Source organism: Kiloniellales bacterium (assembly GCA_030066685.1).
GTDB lineage: Bacteria > Pseudomonadota > Alphaproteobacteria > Kiloniellales > JAKSBE01 > JAKSBE01.
This window is the reverse complement of sequence record JASJBF010000001.1, coordinates 413000-433464: the sequence shown is the minus strand read 5'-3', so window position 1 is coordinate 433464 and position 20465 is coordinate 413000. Positions and strand designations below refer to the sequence as shown.

Below are 20465 nucleotides of genomic sequence, written 5' to 3'. Positions count from 1 at the left end.
CGCCGTCGGTGACGCGGACGGTGACGTCGTGGCTGGCGGCGGCCTCGTGGTCGAGGAGGCTGCCGTCTGCGACGGTGATCTCGCCGGTGGCGGCATCGATGGCGAACCTGCCGCCGGCATCGTCGGTCAGGGCGTAGGTGAAGGTCTCGCCGGCGTCGGGGTCGGTCGCGCTGGCGGTGCCCACGACCGTGCCGTCGGCAGCGTTCTCGGCGACCGAGGTTCCGGACAGGCTCAGATCGCTCGGCGGATTGTCCGGCAGGTCGGTCACCGCGATGGTGAAGGTCTCGGTGTAGGTCAGACCATTGCCGTCGGCGACCAGGACCGTGATGTCGTGGCTGCTGTCGCTGTCGAAATCGAGCAGGGAGCCGTCTGCGACCGTGATCGCGCCGGTGGCGGAATCGATGGCAAAGCGCCCGCCTGCGTTGTCGATCAGCGCGTAGGCGAAGGTCTCGCCGGCGTCGGGGTCGCTGGCCGCCACGGTGCCGACGGCGGTCCCGTCCGACGCGTTTTCAGACACCGAACTGCCGCTCAGGGTCAGGTCCTCGGGCGCCTCGTTCAGATTGTTGAGGCTGATCGTGAAGCTCTCGATCGCGGTGCTGGAATCGGAGCCCACCGCATAGACCGAAATGCTGTGGCTTCCGGCCGCCTCGTAGTCGAGCCGCGAGCCGTCGGCGACGGTGACCGCGCCGGTGGTGCTGTCGATCGCGAACCTGCCGCCGGCATCGTCGACGAGGCTGTAGGTATAGCTCAGCGATCCGGAAGACAGGCTCGGCGCGATGCTGCCCACGGCGGTGCCGTCGGCCGCGTTCTCGTCGACCGAGGTCCCGGTCATGGAGAGTGGCCCCGAGATGCTGACGCCACCGCTGCTGCCGCCACCGCCGCTTCCGCCGCCGGCATTGCCGGTCGGTCCCGTGGTGGCGTCGAGGGCCTCGCCGCTCGCCTGGGGCTGAGCGTTGCGGGCCCCGCCACCGGACGGCAGGGCGGAAGGCTGCGGGTCGTCGCCGGCTGCCGACGACACCGGGTCTTCGCCTCTTCGGCTCGGGGACCCCGAGGAGAATACCGGACGGCGAGCGGGCGCGTCGGGCCCGGGCTCCCAGAAGATGTCTTCGCCGCGCGGGCCGAGCGCAGCGGGATCCTGCCCCGGGGGGAGAGGATCGAGGGCCGAAGCCGGGTCTGCCGGCGGCTCTGCCTGGTCTTTGCCCTCCGGGCCCTCCGCCCCTTCCTCCGGTGCCTCGGCGAGGGTCTCCGGCTCAACATTGCTGCCGAAATGGATGTTCGGGTTGGTGATGTCTTCCTCGACCTGGGGCTGCTGCTCCAGGGTCTCGAAGCCGTCTTCCAGGTCGCCGCCCGTCTGAGCCGCGCTGCCCAGGTCCAACTGATCCTGAGGGTTGGGACCCGCACCGGCAGCGGACTCGGTCCCCGTGTCTTTCCCTCGCGCCATCCCGATCCTCCTGACCGGCAGCACCCCGCGGCTCCTTCGGCCGGAGGTGCTACTCCCTTACGGCAAAGAGACTGCTCCATTGAGCTGGTCCCTTGCCTAGAGTGCGTCAGGGAATTGATACAAACCGTTAAATTCAAGGGTTAATGAAATAATTTGCCTGGATCTTATGGTTATTATTGCTGAGATGTCGGGGATTTCCCTTACTATTACTTTTGTCGTGACAACTTTTCCCGAACGCAGGGCCCGGGATGCCCTGTGCGGCGTCCCTTGGCGACCGGCACCGGCGGGCTCCGGCGCCGGAGACTCCGGTTGGCCGTGATCGGCCCCAGGTCCGGGTTCGGCCAAGCCGAAAGGCGCCTGGGCGGCCCTATCGCGCTCTTGAGTCGGCAGCCAAAGATGCGTAACAAGGAGGTCTGACGGTCAGGCGGGCGAAGGGCCCGCAGGATCCTGCGGCTGTGGCGGAACTGGTAGACGCGCAGCGTTGAGGGCGCTGTGGGGGCAACCCCGTGGAGGTTCAAGTCCTCTCAGCCGCACCAGCCCTTCCGGTCATGACGGGCCCGCCCGCACTCGACCCGCCGCGGAACGCGCTCAGGTTCAGGACAATCTTCCTCTATCAGTCGCCGCTGCCCGCCAGCTCCTGTCTCGGCGCCAGGGCGGCGTTCTCGACCTTGACGCGCAGGGCCAGCAAGGCGGCATTGAGGCCGCTGAAGACCAGTGCCAGCTCCCAGGCGCCGAAGGCGAGGGGCAGTACCGCGATCTCAAGAGTGACGATCAGGTAGTTCGGATGCCGGAGGTAGCGGTAGGGGCCGCGCCGGATCAGAGGCACCTCCGGCAAGGTGATGACCCGCGTGGTCCAGTAGCGGCCGAGGCTGGCGATGACCCAGATCCGGCCGATCTGGAGTAGGCCGAAGCCGGCGAGCAGCCAAGGAGACACCGGAGACGACGCCGGTACCACCAGGAAGAGCGCCAGCAGCCAGCCGCCGTGCAGGAGCACGAAGAGCGGGTAATGCCGGGCGCCCATCTCGGTACCGCCTTCGCTCAGCAGCTGGGCGGCGTTGTGCTTGGCGATCCCCAGTTCGATGACCCGCTGGGCCGCGACGAAGAGGAAGACGATCTGCGGCAGGCCCCAGGCCAGGCCGAACTCGTTGCCCAGCGCGCTCATGGCTGCACCAACATGAAGGCGGCGGTGAAGCCCGGCCCCAGGGCGGACATGAGCTGCTCGCCCCTGGCGCCTTCGGCCAGGCTGCGGTGCAGGACGAAAAGAACGGTGGCCGCGGACATGTTGCCGTAGTCGCGCAGCACCTCGCGGGCGGCAGTCATGCCGCCCGCCTCGGCGCCGAGGACCTCCTCCAAAGCGTCCATCACCTTGGCGCCGCCGGGATGGCAGACGAAGCCGCCGATGTCGCTCAGGCGGCGGCCGTGACGGCCCAGGAAGCCCTCGGCCACGTCGCGGAAACGGCCGCGGACCAGGGCCGGGATGTCCCGTGAGAACAGCACGCCGAGCCCGTCGTCCTCGATGTGCCAGCCCATGACGTCCAGGGAATGCGGCCAGGTGTGCTCGCCCCAGGCTTCCAAGGACGGCGCGTCGGACTGGGGATCGCAGCTGATCACCGCGGCCGCCGCACCGTCGCCGAATAGCGCGGTGGCGATGATGTTGCTCTTGGAGCGATCCTGGTTGCGGAAGGTCAGGCCGCAGAGCTCGACCACAAGGAAGAGCACCTTGGAGCCGGGCCGGCTCTGTGCCATGGCCGCGGCCCGCGCCAGGCCGAGCACGCCGCCGGCGCAGCCCAGACCGAAGATCGGCAGTCGGTGGACGTCCGGACGGAAGGGCAGGAGGTTCATCAGCCGGGCGTCGAGCGAGGGCGTCGTGATGCCCGAGGTGGACACGGCGACGATTGCGTCGATCTCTCCAGGTTCGCAGCCGGCCTCTTCCAGGGCCCGGTCGGCGGTCGCGACGAGCAGGCGCTCGGCGTTCTCGACGTAGAGCCGGTTGCTCTCCTTCCAGCCGGCGGGCTCCAGATACCACTCGAGCGGCACGCAGGAATAGCGGGTTTCGATGCCCGCGTTCGCGTAGATCGGCATCAGGCGTTCGATTTCCGCGCGCTGGCCGTTGAACAGCTGGCGCGACACGGTCGCGATCTCAGGCTGGCCCAGGCGATAGGGAGGCACCGCCGTGGCCAGGCCAAGAAGCTTCGGGGGGGACGCTTCGGCCATCCTGATCTAACTTGTCCTCGGTTCCATCCGGTTGTGGGCCTGCACCTCGATCAACACCGCCTGGGAGGAGTTTCGTCCCGATGTTTCCCGGATTCGAACGCGGTCGACACCGGACCTCCGAGACCGAGATCGCCTACCGCAAGGGCGGCGAGGGGCCTCCGCTCCTCCTGCTCCACGGTTATCCACAGACCCACGTCATGTGGCACAGGACCGCGCCGACTCTGGCGCAGCATTTCACCGTGGTGGCGGCGGATCTTAGGGGCTACGGGGACAGCGGCAAACCGGAAAGGACCGATTGTCACACGAATTACTCAAAGCGTGTCATGGCGAATGACCAGGTCGAGCTCATGGCCGGACTCGGCTTCGATCGCTTTTCCGTTGTCGGCCACGACCGCGGCGCCCGGGTCGCGCACCGCATGGCCCTGGACCATGCCGGTCGTCTCGAAAAGGTCGCGGTCCTCGACATCGCGCCGACCTTGACGATGTACGAGAACACCGACATGGCTTTCGCCAGGGCCTACTACCACTGGTTCTTCCTGATCCAGCCCTTCGACCTGCCGGAGCGGCTGATCGGGGCGGACCCGGGCTACTACCTGGAGCGCAAGCTGGCGGCCTGGAGCCGCAGGGACGGCGCCTTTGCGCCCGAGGCCGTAGCCGAGTACAAGCGCTGCTTCGCCGATCCGGCAACGATCCGGGCGACCTGCGAGGACTACCGGGCCGCGGCCAGCATCGACCTGGAGCATGACCGCGCCGACCGCGATCGTAAGGTCATCGCGCCGCTTCTGGTCCTCTGGGGCGGACGCGGGGTGGTGGCGGCGACCTACGACGTGCTCGCGACCTGGCGCGAGAAGGCCGAGAACGTCCGTGGCAGGGCTCTTGATTGCGGTCATTTCCTGCCCGAGGAAGAGCCGGAGGAGACCTTGAAGGAGTTGCTTGCCTTCCTTTAATCATTGGGGCTTATACGCTGATATGGGCGAAGGCTTTCGAGGGCGGGATCTCGGGCCGAAACAACAACGACTTCAAGACCCTGGCGGGCCGGAGGGCGTGATCAAGAAGGCCAAGCATTCGACGGACGGGGCTGACGCGCCCCGCACGCAGGCCGAACTGCTCGGCCATCCCGGTCAGCGCCGGGGGCTGGTCGCGCGGCTGCGAACCTATTTCTTCGCCGGCGTCCTGGTGGCCGCGCCGATCAGCATCACCCTGTGGCTCACCTGGCGCTTCGTGAGCTTCGTCGACGGCCTGGTCAAGCCCTGGATTCCGCCGGACTGGCTCGCCTTGATCCCGATCGGCATTCCGGGCCTGGGTCTGATCGTCGCGGTTATCCTGCTGATCCTGATCGGCATGTTCGCCGCCGGCTACGTCGGCCGGATGCTGCACAGGCTGGGCGATCGCCTGCTGAACCAGGTGCCCATCGTGCGCTCGGTCTACAACGCCACCAAGCAGGTCTTCGAGGCGGTCTTCGCCGAGCGCGCCCAGGCCTTCCGGGAGACCGTCCTGGTCGAGTTCCCGCGGCGCGACGTCTGGGCGGTCGGATTCCTGACCGGCACGACCAGTGGCGAGGTCCAGGACGTGACCCAGGCGACGGTCCTGAACATCTTCGTGCCCGCCACGCCGAACGCGACCACCGGCTTCCTGTTGTTCGTCCCGGAGGACGACGTCCGCTATCCCGACATCAGGATCGACGACGGCATCAAGCTGGTGATCTCGAGCGGCCTGGTGCCGCCGGCCGAGGGCAACGGCAAGGCCGCGGCAGAGCAGGCGCAGGCGGCCGAAGCCCATGAGACCCGCCGCAGCAGCCGCTTCTCGCTCATGGCACGTCTGCGCAACTACCTGCTGGCCGGCATCCTGGTGACCGCGCCGGCGGCGATCACCGTCTGGCTGGCCCTGGAGTTCATCACCTACGTGGACTCCCGGGTCATTCCGCAGATCCCCGCGTCCTGGAACCCGGCGACCTACCTGCCCTTCAGTGTCCCGGGCCTGGGGCTGGTGCTGATCTTCCTCGGCCTGACCCTGGTCGGCATGATCACCGCCGGCTTCCTCGGCCGCCTGGTCATGGGCAGCGGCGAGCGGCTCCTGGCCCGGGTCCCGGTGGTCCGCTCGATCTACGGCGCCACCAAGCAGATCTTCGAGACGGTCCTGGCCCAATCCTCCGAGGCCTTCCGCAAGGTCGTCCTGGTCGAGTTCCCCCGGCCTGGCGCCTGGGCGATCGGCTTTCTGACCGGCGACACCGCCGCGACCGTTACGGACGCGGCCCCGGGAGATCGGGTCAACGTCTTCCTGCCGACCACCCCGAACCCGACCTCGGGCTTCCTGATCTTCGTCCCGCGCGAGCAGATCAGGATGCTGAAAATGAGTGTCGAGGACGGTATCAAGATGGTCGTCTCCGGCGGCATCGTGACACCCGAAGCACCCGCGGACGAGGAGTCCGACGCGCCTGCACCTGCCGAGAGCGGGGAGGAGCCCCGGCGCGCCGGGGCGCCGGGGGACTGAGGACGGGGCCTAACGTGGCCTTCTGGCACGACAAGACCCTGGAAGAGATGAGCCCGGAGGAGTGGGAGTCGCTCTGCGACGGCTGCGGGCTCTGCTGCCAGATCCGCGTCGAGGACGAGGACAGCGGCGAGGTCGCGCTCTCCAACGTGGCCTGCCGCTTTCTCGACCTCTGCAGCCACCGCTGCTCGGACTACCCCAACCGCAAGGCCAACGTGCCGGACTGCGTGCGGATCACGCCCGACAACGTCCGCCGGCTCGATTGGCTGCCGCCGACCTGCGCCTACCGCCTGTTGGCCTTCGGCCAGGACCTGCCGGAGTGGCACCACCTGGTCTGCGGCGACCCGGAACGGGTGCACAGCGAGGGGCCTTCGATGCGCGGCGAGGTCATCGGCGAGGACGAGGCCGATTGGCCGGAGTGAGGCCCTGGGCGCCGTCAAGGCTGGTATTGAGTAATTTGGTCTTGTGTTTGCCGAGTGACTGCAAAATAATATCCACGTGGCGGCGAAAGATTAACCCTCTAGCCATTTAAAGGAACTGTGGTGTGAAGAGGATCCTGCCACTCCCGGTCACTGTTTTATTCGCTTTCTGGGTCGCCGGCGCGCTTTCGGCCCCGACCGTAGCCGCCGAGCCCGACTACTTCACGGTCGGTGACCACGGGCTGGTCAAGTATCCGAACGTCGGCGCGCTTTGCCCGGCGCAGGGGCCCAGGGACGTCTACGCGAGCTGTCGCAAGCAGCGCGAACTCTTTCAGAAGGCCCGCGACCACGCCATTGGCTCCGAGAAGCTGCTGCTGATCGGCTACGGCGCCGACTGGTGCGTCTGGTGCAAGGTCAGCGATCGCTACCTGGAGGGCGCGGTGAGCAAGCAGGAGCAAGGCTCGCCGGAAAGCAACCTGCGGCTGGCCAGGAACCTGGCCGAATTCGTCGCCGAGACCTTCGTTGTGCTCCACGTCGATTCAGACAAGAAGGCCGAGACGACACCCCTCATGAAAGAGATCGGCGCGGGCCGTTGGGTCCGGCCGGCGGTCCCGGTCTTCGTCGTGCTGGATCCCAGGTCCGGCGCCCTCGAGGAGGCCCGTCTGGTCGAGGCGGAGGTGCCGGCCGGTGCGGGCTATGTCGGCTATGACCGTGTCGAGATGCTGAAGGAACTGCTGCGCGCGGCGTCGATGGTCCGGCGGAGCAGCTGACCCCGTCGCGACTGCGCAGCCTTGAAGTCGCCAAGAATCTGCAGTCGAATCTGGGCTTACGGATGCGCCAGTCGCCGGCTTGGGCCCGCTTGGGCCCAGGTACCGACGCCAAGCCCCGGAGGGCCAAATGCGACGCAAGACCCTAGGTCTGTCCCTGCTTCTGCTGGTCCTGATGGCCGCGCCGCAGAGCCCGGGCGCGACGGACCTGGACTCGGACTACTACACCGTCGGACGCTACGGGCTGGTCAGCTATCCCAACGTGGCGCTGCTGTGCCCGAAGCAGCCGGCGGGCAGCCTTTTCGCCACCTGCCTGCCGCAGAAGGAGATCTTCCAAAGGGCCCGCGATCACGCCGCCGTCGAGAACAAGCTGCTGCTGATCGACTACGGCGCCGACTCCTGCATCTGGTGCGGTGTCATCGACCAGTACTTCGACGGCAATATCGGCGTCCAGAAAGAGCAGATCGACCACTTGGACCTCGGTTTCTCGAGGCAGCTGGCGAAGACCATGAGCGACAATTTCATCCTGGTGCACATCAACGCCGAGCAGGAGGCCGAAGCGAAGCAGGTAATGACCGACATCGGCACCGAGGCCGTGATCGGCGGGCCGATACCTGCCTTCATCGCCCTCGACCCGGCCTCGGGCGCCACCGAGCGGGCCTACCTGGAAAACGCCGAGAACCCGGTCGACGGCGAGTACCACGGCTACAACCGCCCCAAGCTCACGCAGGAACTCCGGCGCACGGTCAAGGTGTTGCGGCCATAATCGCCGGCCAAGCGCTGGCGGCACGGCCCGGGCTGACCATCTCACAGTAGGAGGGGACTCATCACGAGGAGTTTCGCCATGGCCGCCAAATCGGACCCCGAAGGCAAGCGTCTGCCGATCAAACTGGACTCAACCTCCAACGGCGAGTTCGAGCCGGTGCCCCTGGATGCCGTGAGTCGCCGCGCCAACTCGCTGGCGCAGGCGCAGGCGGGGGAGAACGCCCGGCGCCGTGGCCTTGACCGCCGCAGCTTCATGATCTCCGCCTGCGGGGCCGCCAGCACCCTGCTGGCGTTCAACGAGGCCAGCGCCGAAGCCGGTCGGCGCGGCGGTTTCTTCGAGCTCGACCGGACGGCGGCCCTGGATCCCGAGGCGGCGCTGGAGGGCCTGGAGGGGCGCGAGTTCGTCTTCGACGTCCAAGGGCACTTCGTCGGACGGCACGGCCTGGGGCGGGTCGGCCTGGGCGGCTCGGAGCAGTTCATCAAGGACATCTTCCTCGATTCCGATACCGACATGATGGTGCTGTCCTTCATCCCCTCGCGGCGCGAGAAGGAGCTGCTGACCATCCAGGAGGCCGACGAGACCCGGCGCATCGTCGAGAAGCTGGAGGGCTCGCGGCGCCTGCTGCTCCACGGCCGGGCCAATCCGAACCAGCCGGGCGACCTGGAGGGCATGGACGAGCTGGCCGAGACCTGGGGCGTCTCCGCCTGGAAGTGCTACACCCAGTGGGGTCCCGACGGCCGCGGCTTCTTCCTCAGCGACGACCCGGGCCTCGAGATGATCGAGAAGGCCCGCGAGCTAGGGGTCAAAAACATCTGCGTCCACAAGGGCCTGCCCTTCGGCCGGGAGTCCTACGAGCACAGCCTGGCGAGCGACATCGGGGTGGTCGCAAAGATGTATCCGGACGTGAACTTCCTCGTCTATCACTCTGGATTCATTACCGGAAAGTCCGAAGGGCCCTACGATCCGGAGCGGGGCGAGGGGGTCGACGCCCTGATCCGCTCGGTCGAGGACAACGGCGTCAGGCGCAACGCCAACGTCTACGCCGAGCTCGGCTCGACCTGGCGCTTCGCCCTGCGCAACCCGGAGATGGCGGCGCACATCGTCGGCAAGCTGGTGAAGCACATCGGCGAGGCGAACGTGCTCTACGGCTCCGACTGCATCTGGTACGGCTCGCCCCAGGACCAGATCCAGGCCTTCCGCAGCTTCCAGATCTCCGAGGAATTCCAGGAGGCCTACGGCTATCCCAAGATGACGCCGGAACTCAGGGCCCGCATCTTCGGCCTCAACGCCGCCAGGCCCTACGGCCTCGACGTTGCCGAGATCCTGAAGCGCGCCCGCCACGACGACCTCCAGCGCCGCCGCGCCGAGTACCGCCAGGACCCGGACCCACACTTCCGGACCTACGGCCCCAAGACCCGGCGGGAGTACCTGGCGAACCTGAAGGCGCGGGGCGGATCGCCGGTCTAGCGGCGACAGGGAACAACGACAAGGGCTTGGCATCTGCCGAAAGGCCGATTGACTCCGGCCCGGTCCCCGGATGTCTTGCTAGAAGCAGACGCCTTGGAGTCGCAGCTGCCGTTCCAGTTCTAGCGAGAGATTCGAATTGGCCCAAAGACCATGCATGTGGAAGAGATTCTCCGCGAGCTGACTTACTTCGACGGTCTGCCGAAGAAGGCGCTACGAGCAGCCACAGCGCAGCGCGGCGAATTGCTGCCCCGCTTCCTGGCGGAAGTCGAGGCCTACGTCGACGGTGACGAAGCCCAGCGCCTGGCTGCTACGCCGCTGTTCCTGGTCTTTCATCTTTTTGGAGAATGGCGCGAGACCTCGGCTTATCGGCCTCTCGCTCGCCTGTTGCGATGTCCGCCCGAGGATGTCGACGAGCTCCTTGGAGAGAGCATCACCATCACGAGCCACCGGGTGATGGCGGCCGTGTTCGACGGAGACCCTCAACCGCTCTACGAGATCATACGCGATCCAGCGGCAGAGGAGTATCTGCGCTCTCGAATGTGCGAGGCGGTCGCCATGGTGGTGCTCGACGGTCGGCTGCCACGCGAAGAAGCGGCGCAGTTCCTCCGGGATTGTGCCAAAAGCCTCTTGCCGCAGGCCGAGTGCTTTGTCTGGCAGGGTTGGCAGAGCGCGATCGCCTTGCTCGGGCTGGAGGAGCTTAAAGATCTGGTCAAGGAGGCCTTCGACCGCCGCTTCATCGATCCGCAATGGCTCGGCTTCCCGCATTTCGAGCAAGACCTCGCTCGGGGCATCGCCCGTCCCGGCGAGCCCCGTCGTCAGGGTGACAAAGAGTTCGCGCTCTTCGGGGAGGTCATCGAGGAACTCTCGACTTGGTACGGTTTTTCCGCAGCCTACCTGCAGGAGCGAGAGCGGAAGCAGGAGCTGAAGCGCCTGCGGCAAGAGCTGGATCCGGATCCCTTCTACGTTGAGCCGGCCAGCAATCCCTTCCGCCATGTCGGCCGCAACGATCCCTGTCCCTGCGGCAGCGGCAAGAAGTTCAAGCGCTGCTGCCTGCAGTGATGTCTACATGGCCATCCGTGGGGTCAGGGCTCGACGGAGAGGGACACGCCGCCAAGGCCCTTGATCCGGTAGGTGACCCTGTCGCCGGGCTCCGGAAAGCGGGTCTTGAGCGCGGAGCCGGTGATCACGATTTCGCCCTCGCGCAACGCCTGGCCACGGCCGGCGAGGTGGTTGGCGACCCAGGCCAGGCCCTCGAAGGGATGGCCCATGGAATCGCCGGTCACGGCCCGCTCGACCGTCTCGCCGTTCCAGGTCAGCGCGACCGGTGCCGCGGCCAGGTCGAGCCCTTGCCAGGCCTCGACCCGGGGCCCGAGAACCACGCCGGCGCACCAGCAGCGGTCGGCGAGGATCGAGGCGGCGTCCAGGTCGCCGTAGTCGGCGCCCCGATCGTCGATGAGCTCGAAGGCGGGCAGGACGGCGGCGACGTGGGCCCCGATGCTCTCGCGGGTCCAGGGCGCCGCGGCTGCGGACACGTCGTGGGCGATCTCGACCGCGACCTCGAACTCCAGGCCGAGCCGAAGGTAGTCCGAGAGCTTCACCTGGGCCGGCGAGCGCCGGATCGTCTTGGCGAAGACCTTGCCGTAGGCCGGCTGGTCGACGCCGCAAAGCTCCTGCACCGCCCGCGAGGTCAGCGCGATCTTGTGCCCGCCCAGGGGGCCCATGCCGGCCTCGGTCTCGAAGAGCCGATGGACCTCGTCCTGGATCCTGTAGGCCTCTTCCAGCGACTCCGGCGTCTCGGCCCCGCGCAGCGACCGGAAGCGCTCCCGTGCCCGGTTCGCCTCGAAGATCCGCCGGGCGATGCGAGTTACCTTGTCCTGGTCCATCCTCTGGTCCTTCTTCATTGATCCGGGCCTAGCTATCCAGACCTCAGATACCGGACCGCCGCGTCCCGCTCGAAGAGGTACAGCAGGGTTCGGAGCGCCTGGCCGCGGTCGCCCTTCAGCTGGGGGTCGCGCTCCAGGATCAGGGTGGCGTCGTCGCGGGCGGCGGCGAGGAGCTCGGCGTGGGCCTCCAGGTCCGCGATGCGGAAGCGGGGCAGGCCGCTCTGGCGGGTGCCGAGCAGCTCGCCGGCGCCGCGCAGTCGCAGGTCCTCCTCGGCGATGCGGAAGCCGTCGTCGGTCTCGCGCAGGATCTCGATGCGGGCGCGGGCGACCTCGCCCAGGGGCGCCTGGTAGAGCAGCAGGCAGGTCGAGCGCGCCGTGCCGCGGCCGATGCGGCCGCGCAGCTGGTGCAGCTGGGCCAGGCCGAAGCGCTCGGCGTGCTCGATCACCATGATGGTTGCCTCGGGCACGTCGACCCCGACCTCGATCACCGTGGTCGCGACCAGGAGGTCGAGGCCGCCGGACTTGAAGGCTTCCATGACCTGGTCGCGCTCGGCGCCCTTCATGCGGCCGTGGACCAGGCCGGCGCGGGCGCCGAAGCGGCGCTGCAGGGCGGCGAAGCGGTCCTCGGCCGCGGCCAGGTCGACCGCCTCGGACTCCTCGACCAGGGGGCAGACCCAGTAGACCCTGGTGCCCTTGTCCAGGGCGCGGGCGACGGCGTCCTCGACCTCGGGCAGGCGCTCCAGGTGTAGGGCCCGGGTGTCGATCGGCTGGCGCCCGGCCGGCTTCTCGGTCAGGCGCGAGACGTCCATGTCGCCGTATGCGGTCAGCATCAGGGTGCGCGGGATTGGGGTCGCGGTCATGACCAGGACGTCGACGCTGCGGCCCTTCTCGGCCAGCAGCATGCGCTGGTGGACTCCGAAGCGGTGCTGCTCGTCGATCACCGCAAAGCCCAGGTTCTCGAAGCCGACGTCGTCCTGGAAGAGGGCGTGGGTGCCGACCGCGATCTGCACCGACCCCTCGGCCAGGCGGCCGAGGATCGCCTCCCGGGCCTTGCCCTTGTCGCGGCCGGTCAGGAGCGCGACCTCGAGCCCGGCGGCCTCGGCCAGGGGCGCAATGGTGGCGTGGTGCTGGCGGGCCAGGATCTCGGTCGGCGCCATGAGGACCGCCTGGTAGCCGGCCTCGACCGCGGCCAGCATGGCCAGCAGGGCGACGATGGTCTTGCCGCTGCCGACGTCGCCCTGGAGCAGGCGCAGCATCCGCACCGGCGCCGCCAGGTCGGCGTCGATCTCCTGCAGCGCCCTGCGCTGCGAGCCGGTCAGGTCGTAGGTCAGGGCGGCGATCACCTTGTCGCGCAGGCGGCCGTCGCCGACCACCGGGGTGCCGCGCTGGCGCCGCTGGCGGGCGCGGACCACGGCCAGGGCGAGCTGGTTGGCCAGCAGCTCGTCGTAGGCCAGGCGGGCGCGGGCGGGGGCCTCGGGCGCGAGGTCGCGCTCGTCCTCCAGGGCGTGGGCCCGGCGCAAGGCGTCGCGCCAGGCCGGCCAGCCCTGGCGCTGCCGGTGGGCGGCGTCGAGCCATTCCGGCAGCTCGGGCGCCTCGGCCAGGGCGGCCCTTACCGCCTTGCCGACGGTCTTGAGGCTGAGGCCGGCGGTCAGGGGATAGACCGGCTCGACCTTGGGCAGGCTGCCGCGCTCCTCGGGCCTGGTGACGTGGTCCGGGTGGGCGATCTGCAGGCGGTCGTGAAAGACCTCGACCTTGCCGGAGACCAGCAGGGTCTCGCCCTCGGGCAGGATCTTCTGCAGGTAGTCCGCCTTGGCGTGGAAGAACACCAGGTCCAGGCTGCCGGTCTCGTCGCGGCAGGTGACCCGGTAGGGCTGGCGGGGGGTGTGTGGCACCCGGTGCTGTCCGACCTTCACGGTGAGGGTGGCGATGCGGCCGGGCTCGGCGGCCGCGATTTTGGGCGCGTAGCGGCGGTCGATCAGGCCGCTCGGCAGGTGCCAGCAGAGGTCCAGGACGTGGGCCCCGGCGAGCTGCTCGAAGAGCTTGGCCAGGCGCGGCCCGACCCCCGGCAGGCTGGTGACCGGGGCGAAGAGGGGGTAGAGGACTTCCGGGCGCAAGGGTCAGTTCACTCCCTTCTGCAGCCGAGCATGCGGCCCTCACCCTTCGACAGGCTCAGGATGAGGAGCGGTGAGTTGCCGGCCAGACCGTTGGCCTCGTCCTGAGCTGGTCGAAGGGCGAGCGCTCGGACATGGCCGCGGGTCTCCGATATTTCGGCTGCCGCTGGCCTCTGGGTCGCTGACAAGCCGGGGGAAAGCTTCTATATCCTAGCCGAGATCGACAAGGCCTCAGTCCGCAAAGCACGCAATGACCTCGGAAAACCTGGAGAACCGCCGCAAGCGCCTGCGCTTCCGAAGCTGGCACCGCGGCACCAAGGAGAACGACCTGCTGATGGGCCGCTTCGCGGACGCCCATCTTGCGGGCTTCGATTCGGACCAGCTCGACCTCTACGAGGCGATTCTCGAGCTGCCCGATCCCGACCTCATGGGCTGGATCAGCGGCCGCGAGCCCCTGCCGGCCGAGGCCGACAGCCCGGTCATGCGACTCCTTCTCAACTTCGATCACGCAGCAGCGAACCTTGACTCCGGCCGGTAACGTCTTCTCCGGGCCCGGGCGCCTCCTCGTCGCGGACGCGCCCGAAGGCCAGGACGCCCGTCTGCTCGCCGCGACCGCGCGGGAGCAGCGCCGGGTCCTGCTGATCGCGCGCGACGACGCCCGCCTGGCGCGGGTCGCCGAACTGCTGGCCTTCTTCGAACCGGAGCTGGAGGTGGTCCGCTTCCCGGCCTGGGACTGCCTGCCCTACGACCGAGTCGGGCCGCACCGCGACATCGTGGCCCAGCGTCTGGACGCCATGACCCGGCTGATGGCCGGCGAGGGTGCGGAGACTCCGAGGGCCGTCCTGACCACGGTGAACGCGGCGCTGCAGCGGATCCCGCCGCGCCGCGCCTTCGAGGGCCGCCTGCTGCGCCTGGCGCCGGGCGCGGCGGTCTCGCCGGACGCCCTGGTCGCCTTCCTGACCGACAACGGCTACCTGCGGGTCGAGACCGTCGGGGAGGCCGGAGAGTACGCCCTGCGCGGCGGCCTGGTCGACGTCTTCGCGCCGGGCGATCCGGCGCCCCTCCGGCTAGACTTCTTCGGCGACGAGATCGAGAGCATCCGCGCCTTCGACCCCTTGTCCCAGCGCAGCAGCGGCAGCCGCGGCGAAGCGGTCCTCAAGCCGGTCTCGGAGATCATCCTCGACGAGGCCAGCATCGCCCGCTTCCGCACCGGCTACCGCGAGGCCTTCGGGACCTCCAAGGGTGGCGACCCGCTCTACGAGGCGGTCAGCGCTGGGCGCGGCTACGCCGGCATCGAGCATTGGCTGCCGTTGTTCTACGAAGAGATGGAGACCCTCTTCGACCTGATCGGCGAGGCGCCGGTGCTGCTGGACCACCAGGCCGAGGAGGTCCGCAACGCGCGCCTTGAGACCATCGCCGACTTCTACGAGGCCCGGCAAATGACCCGCGAGGCCGGCGGCGAGAGCAACTACAACCCGTTGCCGGCGGCGCGGCTGTACCTTTCGGCCGAGGACTGGGAGCGGGGCCTGGAGGGCCGGGCGGTCGGTCAGCTTTCGCCCTTCGCCGCACCGCCTGAGGCCACGGGCGTGGTCAGCGGCGGCGGCCGCTCCGGCCAGGACTTTGCCGAGGCCCGGGCGCAGGGCGGCGAAGGTCTCTACGACTCGGTCCGCGCCTACGTCGCGGCCGAGCAAGGCAAGGGCCGGCGGGTGCTGATCGGCGGCTTTAGCGACGGCTCCCGCGACCGCCTGGGGACCCTGCTGCGTGAACACGGCCTGGCCGGCCTGGAGACCGCGGGCAGCTGGGCCGAGGCGGCGGGCCTGGCGCCTCAGAGCGTCGCCCTGGTGACCCTGGGCGTAGAGCGCGGATTCCGCTCCGAGGATGCCACCCTGCTGACCGAGCAGGACATCCTGGGCGAGCGCATCGCCCGGCCGGCCCGCCGGGCCCGGCGGCCCGAGAACTTCCTGACCGAGGTCTCCTCGCTGCAGGAGAGCGACCTCGTGGTCCACGTCGAGCACGGCATCGGCCGCTACGAAGGGCTGGTGGCGCTGGACGTGGGCGGCGCCCCGCACGACTGCCTCAAGGTGATCTACCAGGGCGGCGACCGGCTCTTCGTACCCGTGGAGAACATCGAGGTCCTGTCGCGCTACGGCTCGGAGGAGACCGCGGTCGACCTGGACCGTCTGGGCCACGGCGGCTGGCAGGCGCGCAAGGCGCGGGTCAAGCAGCGGGTCAAGGACATCGCCGACCAGCTGATCAAGATCGCGGCCGCCCGGGAGCTCAAGGAGGGGGAAGTCCTGAACCCGCCCGAGGGGCTCTACGAGGAGTTCTGCGCCCGCTTTCCCTATCCGGAGACCGACGACCAGCTCGACGCGATCGCCGACACCCTGGAGGATCTTGCTTCCGGCCGGCCGATGGACCGACTGATCTGCGGCGACGTCGGCTTTGGCAAGACCGAGATCGCCCTGCGCGCGGCCTTCGTCACCGCCATGACCGGCCTGCAGGTGGCGGTCGTGGTGCCGACCACCCTGCTGGCCCGGCAGCACAGCCGCAACTTCAGGGAGCGCTTCGCTGGCCTGCCCCTCAACATCGGCCAGCTCTCGCGCCTGGTGCCGCCGGCCGAAACGGCGGCGACCAAGGCCGGGATCGAGGACGGCAGCGTCGACATCGTGATCGGCACCCATGCCTTGCTGGCCAAATCGATCTCCTTCAAGCGGCTGGGCCTGCTGATCGTCGACGAGGAGCAGCACTTCGGGGTCAAGCAGAAGGAGCGGCTGAAGCAGCTCAGGGCCGACGTCCACGTGCTGACCCTGACCGCGACCCCGATCCCGCGGACCCTGCAGCTCGCCATGTCCGGGGTGCGCGACATGAGCCTGATCGCGACCCCGCCGGTCGACCGCCTGGCGGTGCGGACCTTCGTCCTGCCCTACGACCCGGTGATCGTCCGCGAGGCGATCCTGCGCGAGCACTTCCGTGGCGGCCAGGTCTTCTACGTTTGCCCGCGGATCGAGGACCTGCCGGAGCTGGAGGAGCGGCTGACGAAGCTGGTGCCCGAGATCAAGGTCGGCGTGGCCCACGGCCAGCTCGCCGCCGGCGCCTTGGAAGCCGTGATGACTGGCTTCTACGAGGGCCGCTACGACGTCCTGCTGAGCACCAACATCGTGGAATCGGGCCTCGACATTCCGACCGCCAACACCCTGATCCTGCACCGCGCCGACATGTTTGGTCTGGCCCAGCTCTACCAGCTGCGCGGCCGAATCGGCCGCTCGAAGCTGCGCGGCTACGCCTACTTCACGCTCAAGCCGGGCCGCCTCTTGACCCCGGCGGCCGAGCGTCGGCTCGACGTCATGCAGACCCTGGACACCCTGGGCGCCGGCTTCACCCTGGCCAGCCACGACCTGGACATCCGCGGCGCCGGCAACCTGCTGGGCGAGGAGCAGTCCGGCCACATCCGCGAGGTCGGCATCGAGCTCTACCAGGCCATACTCGAGGAAGCCGTGGCCACGGCCCGCGGCCAGGCCGGCGAGGCGGCCGAGGCCGAGAGCTGGACGCCGCAGATCTCACTGGGGACTTCGGTCCTGATTCCAGAGGCTTATGTCCGGGACCTCAATGTTCGCCTGGGCCTCTACCGACGGCTATCCACCCTGGTCGGCCAGGGCGAGATCGACGCCTTCGCGGCCGAGCTGGTCGACCGCTTCGGGCCGATGCCCGAGGAGGTCGAGAACCTGCTGAACGTGATCGCGATCAAGCAGCTCTGCCGCGAGGCCAACGTCGCCAAGCTGGACGCCGGACCCAAGGGCGCGGTCATCGCCTTCCACAAGGACGAGTTCGCCAACCCGGCCGCCCTGGTCGCCTTCATCGGCGCGCAGGCCGGCCTGGTGAAGCTGCGGCCGGACCAGCGCCTGGTCTATCGGCGCAACTGGGAGACCGCCCAGGCCCGCCTCGAAGGCGCACGGCGCCTGCTGATCGATCTGGCCAAGGTGGCGAAGGAGGCCGCTTAGCCCATTCCCAGCGCCTCGCGGGTCGTCCACCAGAGCGACCGCCGCTTACGCGTCTTCTTGGCGACCAGCTTCGGATCGACCCAGTGCATCTGCAGGATGCGGCGGTGGCCGCGGAGGGGCTTGTGGCCGTGGTACGAGCACTTGCTGCGCCGGAAAGCCAGCATCGCACCGCACTTCGGGCGAGACCTCCGCTTCGTAGTCCTGCAGATCGTCGGCGGAGCGCAGGCGTCTCAGGCGTCCGCCCTCGTGTGGCCGTTCCTTGTTGAAGTAGAACAAGATCGTGACGACCTTGTGCAATCTGTGTAAATCGCACTGTCGGACTCCTGGCATTACTCTTGGCGCCGCGGCCAGGATTTCGAAGCCGGTCAGATCGAATCCGAACTTCTTCGGAAAGCACCGGGTCATCTCTGGCCCCTTGAGGTCCTCGACGAAGCGTTCGAAGGCCGAACCAAGGCCCAGGCATTCGATCGGGTAGTTCCCCGGTCCCGAGATCTCGGGGAAAACGCGGTTGAGCTCATCCAGAGAATCGGATTGAATGAATCCTATTATCATACTGAAAGAAATGGGATTTCTATTTTGCAGAGTTGCATCCAAAGTCGTGTAGTCAAGCATCTCTCCAACCCTGAAGGTACCCCAAGGCTGGGTGTGACGCGCGTCTGTGTAGCGGGCGACAGAATTACTACCTGTGCGCGAAATTCATGCCATATTTGCTCGGACTGTAAGGCGCCCGCATCGTCGATGCAGGGGCAGTGGGCAGATGCATTCGGCAGGCCTCGGTGACCGGCGTGGCACCCAACCCTTGGACCAAGGGCAAGGCTTGACGGCCATTACCCCTGCGGCTAACACCCGGCGAGGTTGGAAGGCAGCTTCTGTCCCCGGAACACAGCGCGAATCGTGCCAGGCCAATGTCGACACTGCTCGTTCTAGGCTCGAAACCGGAGCCCGCTCTGCCGCCGGAGGGCAGCTACGATGCGCTCGCCTGCGCCAACGCCTCGGCCCGCTCGGCGATCGCCCACGGCCTGCGCGCGCCCTCGTTCACGGTGATGTCGGCCATTCTCACTTCCGGGCACAAGGCGGCGAACGACCTTGCGCTGGAGGCGCTGCGCGGCCTGCACACGGGTGATCTCTACGTCTATCCACGGCCGATACGCGGGCGCACGGCTTTGGGCCGAGCCTGGAACCGCTTGCGGACCTACAAGATGCAGCCGGCGTACATCCGCCGTCGGCTGCGGTCGCTCGACTATGGCTACGATCGCTTCATCAGCTGGCCTTTGGAGGAGTATCTGAACCTCATCGAGGGTCTCTGCGACCGTGACGGCGCGATTGCGGATGTGATCGAACGCAAGAATCCCTCGACCGGTCTGGTGGCGATCGCGCTCGGGCTGGCCGTCGCGCGCTTCGAGCGCATCATCGTCGCCGGGTTCAGCTTCGAGATTTCCCATGCCTACGCAAGAAACCCGCTCATCGATGAACAAGGGAGCTCTGTCAGCAAGCACGCCGACACCGATGTTGCGGTCCTTGGGTATCTCTCCCGAAAGTACCGGTCGATCTATACCACGGAGACGGTCGTGCACGAGCGGAGCGGGGTGCCTCTGCTCCCGGAGGACACCCAGCCATCGACGGCCGCGCCGCGCTGCGCGCCAGGCTGAATTGCCTCTCTGGCCAGGTCTGCCGTGCAGCACAGACTCTTAACACCGGGTCGAGAGAATTTTTCATTCCTCTGTTTTCCTTGAGATTGCGGCGGTCGGACAAAGGGTTTTGAACTTGCAAACCCCGCCTCCATGGACATTGTTCGGCTTCGCGCAGAGGGGAGCTCGCGCCTATCGTCCGGCGCCGATCGGACAGAGCTTCGGCAAGGCAGGAACGAGAATAGTCTCGGTGCTGCATAGCGACCAAGATCAGGAAAAGTTATGAGTTTTAATCCATTGATGACTCTCGTCGTGCGGAGCGCCGTCGAGCTTCTGGACCAGAACCCAAGCGTGCTCGAACTTGGCAACCAGACATTCAATTCCAGCACCGACGCGCTCGATAGCGTGATCGAGCGCTCGCAGGGACGCGCGCATATTGATCTTAAGGGTCTGAAAGAGCTTAGAAGTTCGCTCGATACGTCGGACAAGCAGTCCGCGGCTGGCTACTACCGCTGCCTTGGGTTCTCACAGTACGAGGCGATAGACATCAACGATACCTACGGCAGCAAAGTCATGGACCTGAACAAAGACGTCAGGGAGGCCTATGGATTTACGAGTACCTACGACCTGGTGACGAACAACGGCACGGGCGAGCACATCTTCGATCAGGCCAGCGTGCTCCGGAACATGCACAACATGACCAAGGCCAACGGTATCATGGTGCACGTCATGCCGATGCTGAATTACGTCAATCACGGGTTTTATTGCTTCCATCCAAGCCTTTACTATTCGCTTGCGAGAGCTAACCGCTACCACCTGCTCTGCCTGGCCTTGGCCAACAGGCGTGGCGCCGGCGTGGCGACTGAGCTCGATGGCGGGGCGGAGAAGCTTCCGAGCTTTCTGCTCGAGGGCGGCTCGATCAGCCTTTCGACCATGCTGGGGAAGGCCCGCTTCGAGAACGAGCGCCGCTATCCTTTGCTCAAGAGGCTGCGCCGCGGGCTGCTTGGCCGCGGGCGCTCCGGGAACGAGCTCGGCGACGTCATCCATTCGCTCGTTCGGCGGTTCAAGAACGTCCTCATCGTGGCGGTTCTGCGGAAGGTGAGCGACGAGGCCTTCCAGCCACCCATACAGACGCTGTATGCCGATGATTTCTCCGATCCGGAGATGCAATCCGGATACTCCACCGATTCGCCTGCGGTTGCGGGGGCGCGATAGCCTTGGACCGGGTCATCGCGGCGAGCGTTTGCGATCGTCGGCGCGGAAGCGGCCCGGACTGCGAAGTGC

General features: G+C 67.6%; 17 protein-coding genes and 1 tRNA gene. 12 read left to right on the top strand and 6 right to left on the bottom strand.

Going from position 1 to position 20465, the window contains the following annotated elements:
* On the bottom strand, positions 1-1441 hold a 1441-nt coding region (locus QNJ30_02040; GenBank protein MDJ0942216.1), incomplete at its 3' end, for a cadherin domain-containing protein.
* Between the two features lie 449 nt (positions 1442-1890).
* On the opposite strand from QNJ30_02040, the gene QNJ30_02035 reads away from it, so the two are divergent.
* A tRNA-Leu gene (locus QNJ30_02035) sits at positions 1891-1977 on the top strand.
* A gap of 77 nt (positions 1978-2054) precedes the next feature.
* Here QNJ30_02035 and QNJ30_02030 read toward each other — a convergent pair.
* Both QNJ30_02030 and QNJ30_02025 read right to left on the bottom strand, forming a co-directional pair.
* Positions 2055-2603, bottom strand: coding sequence for an isoprenylcysteine carboxylmethyltransferase family protein (locus QNJ30_02030; GenBank protein ID MDJ0942215.1), 549 nt, complete (start codon positions 2601-2603; stop codon positions 2055-2057).
* Complete coding sequence (locus QNJ30_02025) at positions 2600-3655, bottom strand: 3-oxoacyl-[acyl-carrier-protein] synthase III C-terminal domain-containing protein (protein ID MDJ0942214.1); 1056 nt, start codon at positions 3653-3655, stop codon at positions 2600-2602. Before QNJ30_02025 ends, QNJ30_02030 begins: the two co-directional genes overlap by 4 nt.
* Before the next feature lie 80 nt (positions 3656-3735).
* Between QNJ30_02025 and QNJ30_02020 the strand changes: the two genes are divergently transcribed.
* From QNJ30_02020 to QNJ30_01990, 7 genes are all read left to right on the top strand, one after another.
* Entirely contained in the window at positions 3736-4602 is an 867-nt protein-coding gene (locus QNJ30_02020) for an alpha/beta hydrolase (protein MDJ0942213.1), read from the top strand.
* A gap of 97 nt (positions 4603-4699) precedes the next feature.
* Entirely contained in the window at positions 4700-6145 is a 1446-nt protein-coding gene (locus QNJ30_02015; GenBank protein ID MDJ0942212.1) for a DUF502 domain-containing protein, read from the top strand.
* Between the two features lie 14 nt (positions 6146-6159).
* Positions 6160-6564, top strand: coding sequence for a YcgN family cysteine cluster protein (locus tag QNJ30_02010; GenBank protein MDJ0942211.1), 405 nt, complete (start codon positions 6160-6162; stop codon positions 6562-6564).
* A 122-nt stretch (positions 6565-6686) separates the two neighbouring features.
* Complete coding sequence (locus QNJ30_02005; GenBank protein MDJ0942210.1) at positions 6687-7331, top strand: hypothetical protein; 645 nt, start codon at positions 6687-6689, stop codon at positions 7329-7331.
* A gap of 127 nt (positions 7332-7458) precedes the next feature.
* A complete protein-coding gene (locus QNJ30_02000; GenBank protein ID MDJ0942209.1) occupies positions 7459-8094 on the top strand; it encodes a hypothetical protein in 636 nt (211 codons plus the stop codon).
* 78 nt (positions 8095-8172) lie between these two features.
* On the top strand, positions 8173-9561 hold the full coding sequence (locus QNJ30_01995) for an amidohydrolase family protein (protein MDJ0942208.1): 1389 nt from the start codon (positions 8173-8175) through the stop codon (positions 9559-9561).
* Between the two features lie 156 nt (positions 9562-9717).
* Positions 9718-10620, top strand: coding sequence for a DUF1186 domain-containing protein (locus QNJ30_01990; GenBank protein MDJ0942207.1), 903 nt, complete (start codon positions 9718-9720; stop codon positions 10618-10620).
* Between the two features lie 23 nt (positions 10621-10643).
* On the opposite strand, the gene QNJ30_01985 is transcribed toward QNJ30_01990, so the two are convergent.
* Both QNJ30_01985 and recG read right to left on the bottom strand, forming a co-directional pair.
* Positions 10644-11444, bottom strand: a complete 801-nt coding sequence (locus QNJ30_01985; GenBank protein MDJ0942206.1) for a fumarylacetoacetate hydrolase family protein — start codon at positions 11442-11444, stop codon at positions 10644-10646.
* A 32-nt stretch (positions 11445-11476) separates the two neighbouring features.
* Positions 11477-13558: an ATP-dependent DNA helicase RecG gene (gene recG, locus QNJ30_01980; GenBank protein ID MDJ0942205.1), complete on the bottom strand. Its 2082-nt coding sequence runs from the start codon at positions 13556-13558 to the stop codon at positions 11477-11479.
* Between the two features lie 247 nt (positions 13559-13805).
* Here recG and QNJ30_01975 point away from each other — a divergent pair, with 247 nt between their 5' ends.
* Positions 13806-14093 carry a succinate dehydrogenase assembly factor 2 gene (locus QNJ30_01975; protein MDJ0942204.1) on the top strand — a complete coding sequence of 96 codons (288 nt, stop codon included), beginning with the start codon at positions 13806-13808 and terminating at the stop codon, positions 14091-14093.
* Entirely contained in the window at positions 14077-17553 is a 3477-nt protein-coding gene (gene mfd / locus QNJ30_01970; protein MDJ0942203.1) for a transcription-repair coupling factor, read from the top strand. The genes QNJ30_01975 and mfd overlap by 17 nt, the downstream gene beginning before the upstream one ends.
* A gap of 45 nt (positions 17554-17598) precedes the next feature.
* On the opposite strand, the gene QNJ30_01965 is transcribed toward mfd, so the two are convergent.
* Entirely contained in the window at positions 17599-18165 is a 567-nt protein-coding gene (locus QNJ30_01965; protein ID MDJ0942202.1) for a hypothetical protein, read from the bottom strand.
* A 293-nt stretch (positions 18166-18458) separates the two neighbouring features.
* On the opposite strand from QNJ30_01965, the gene QNJ30_01960 reads away from it, so the two are divergent.
* Positions 18459-19202 carry a hypothetical protein gene (locus QNJ30_01960; protein ID MDJ0942201.1) on the top strand — a complete coding sequence of 248 codons (744 nt, stop codon included), beginning with the start codon at positions 18459-18461 and terminating at the stop codon, positions 19200-19202.
* A 261-nt stretch (positions 19203-19463) separates the two neighbouring features.
* Positions 19464-20396: a hypothetical protein gene (locus QNJ30_01955; GenBank protein ID MDJ0942200.1), complete on the top strand. Its 933-nt coding sequence runs from the start codon at positions 19464-19466 to the stop codon at positions 20394-20396.
* The last annotated feature ends 69 nt before the right edge of the window (positions 20397-20465 follow it).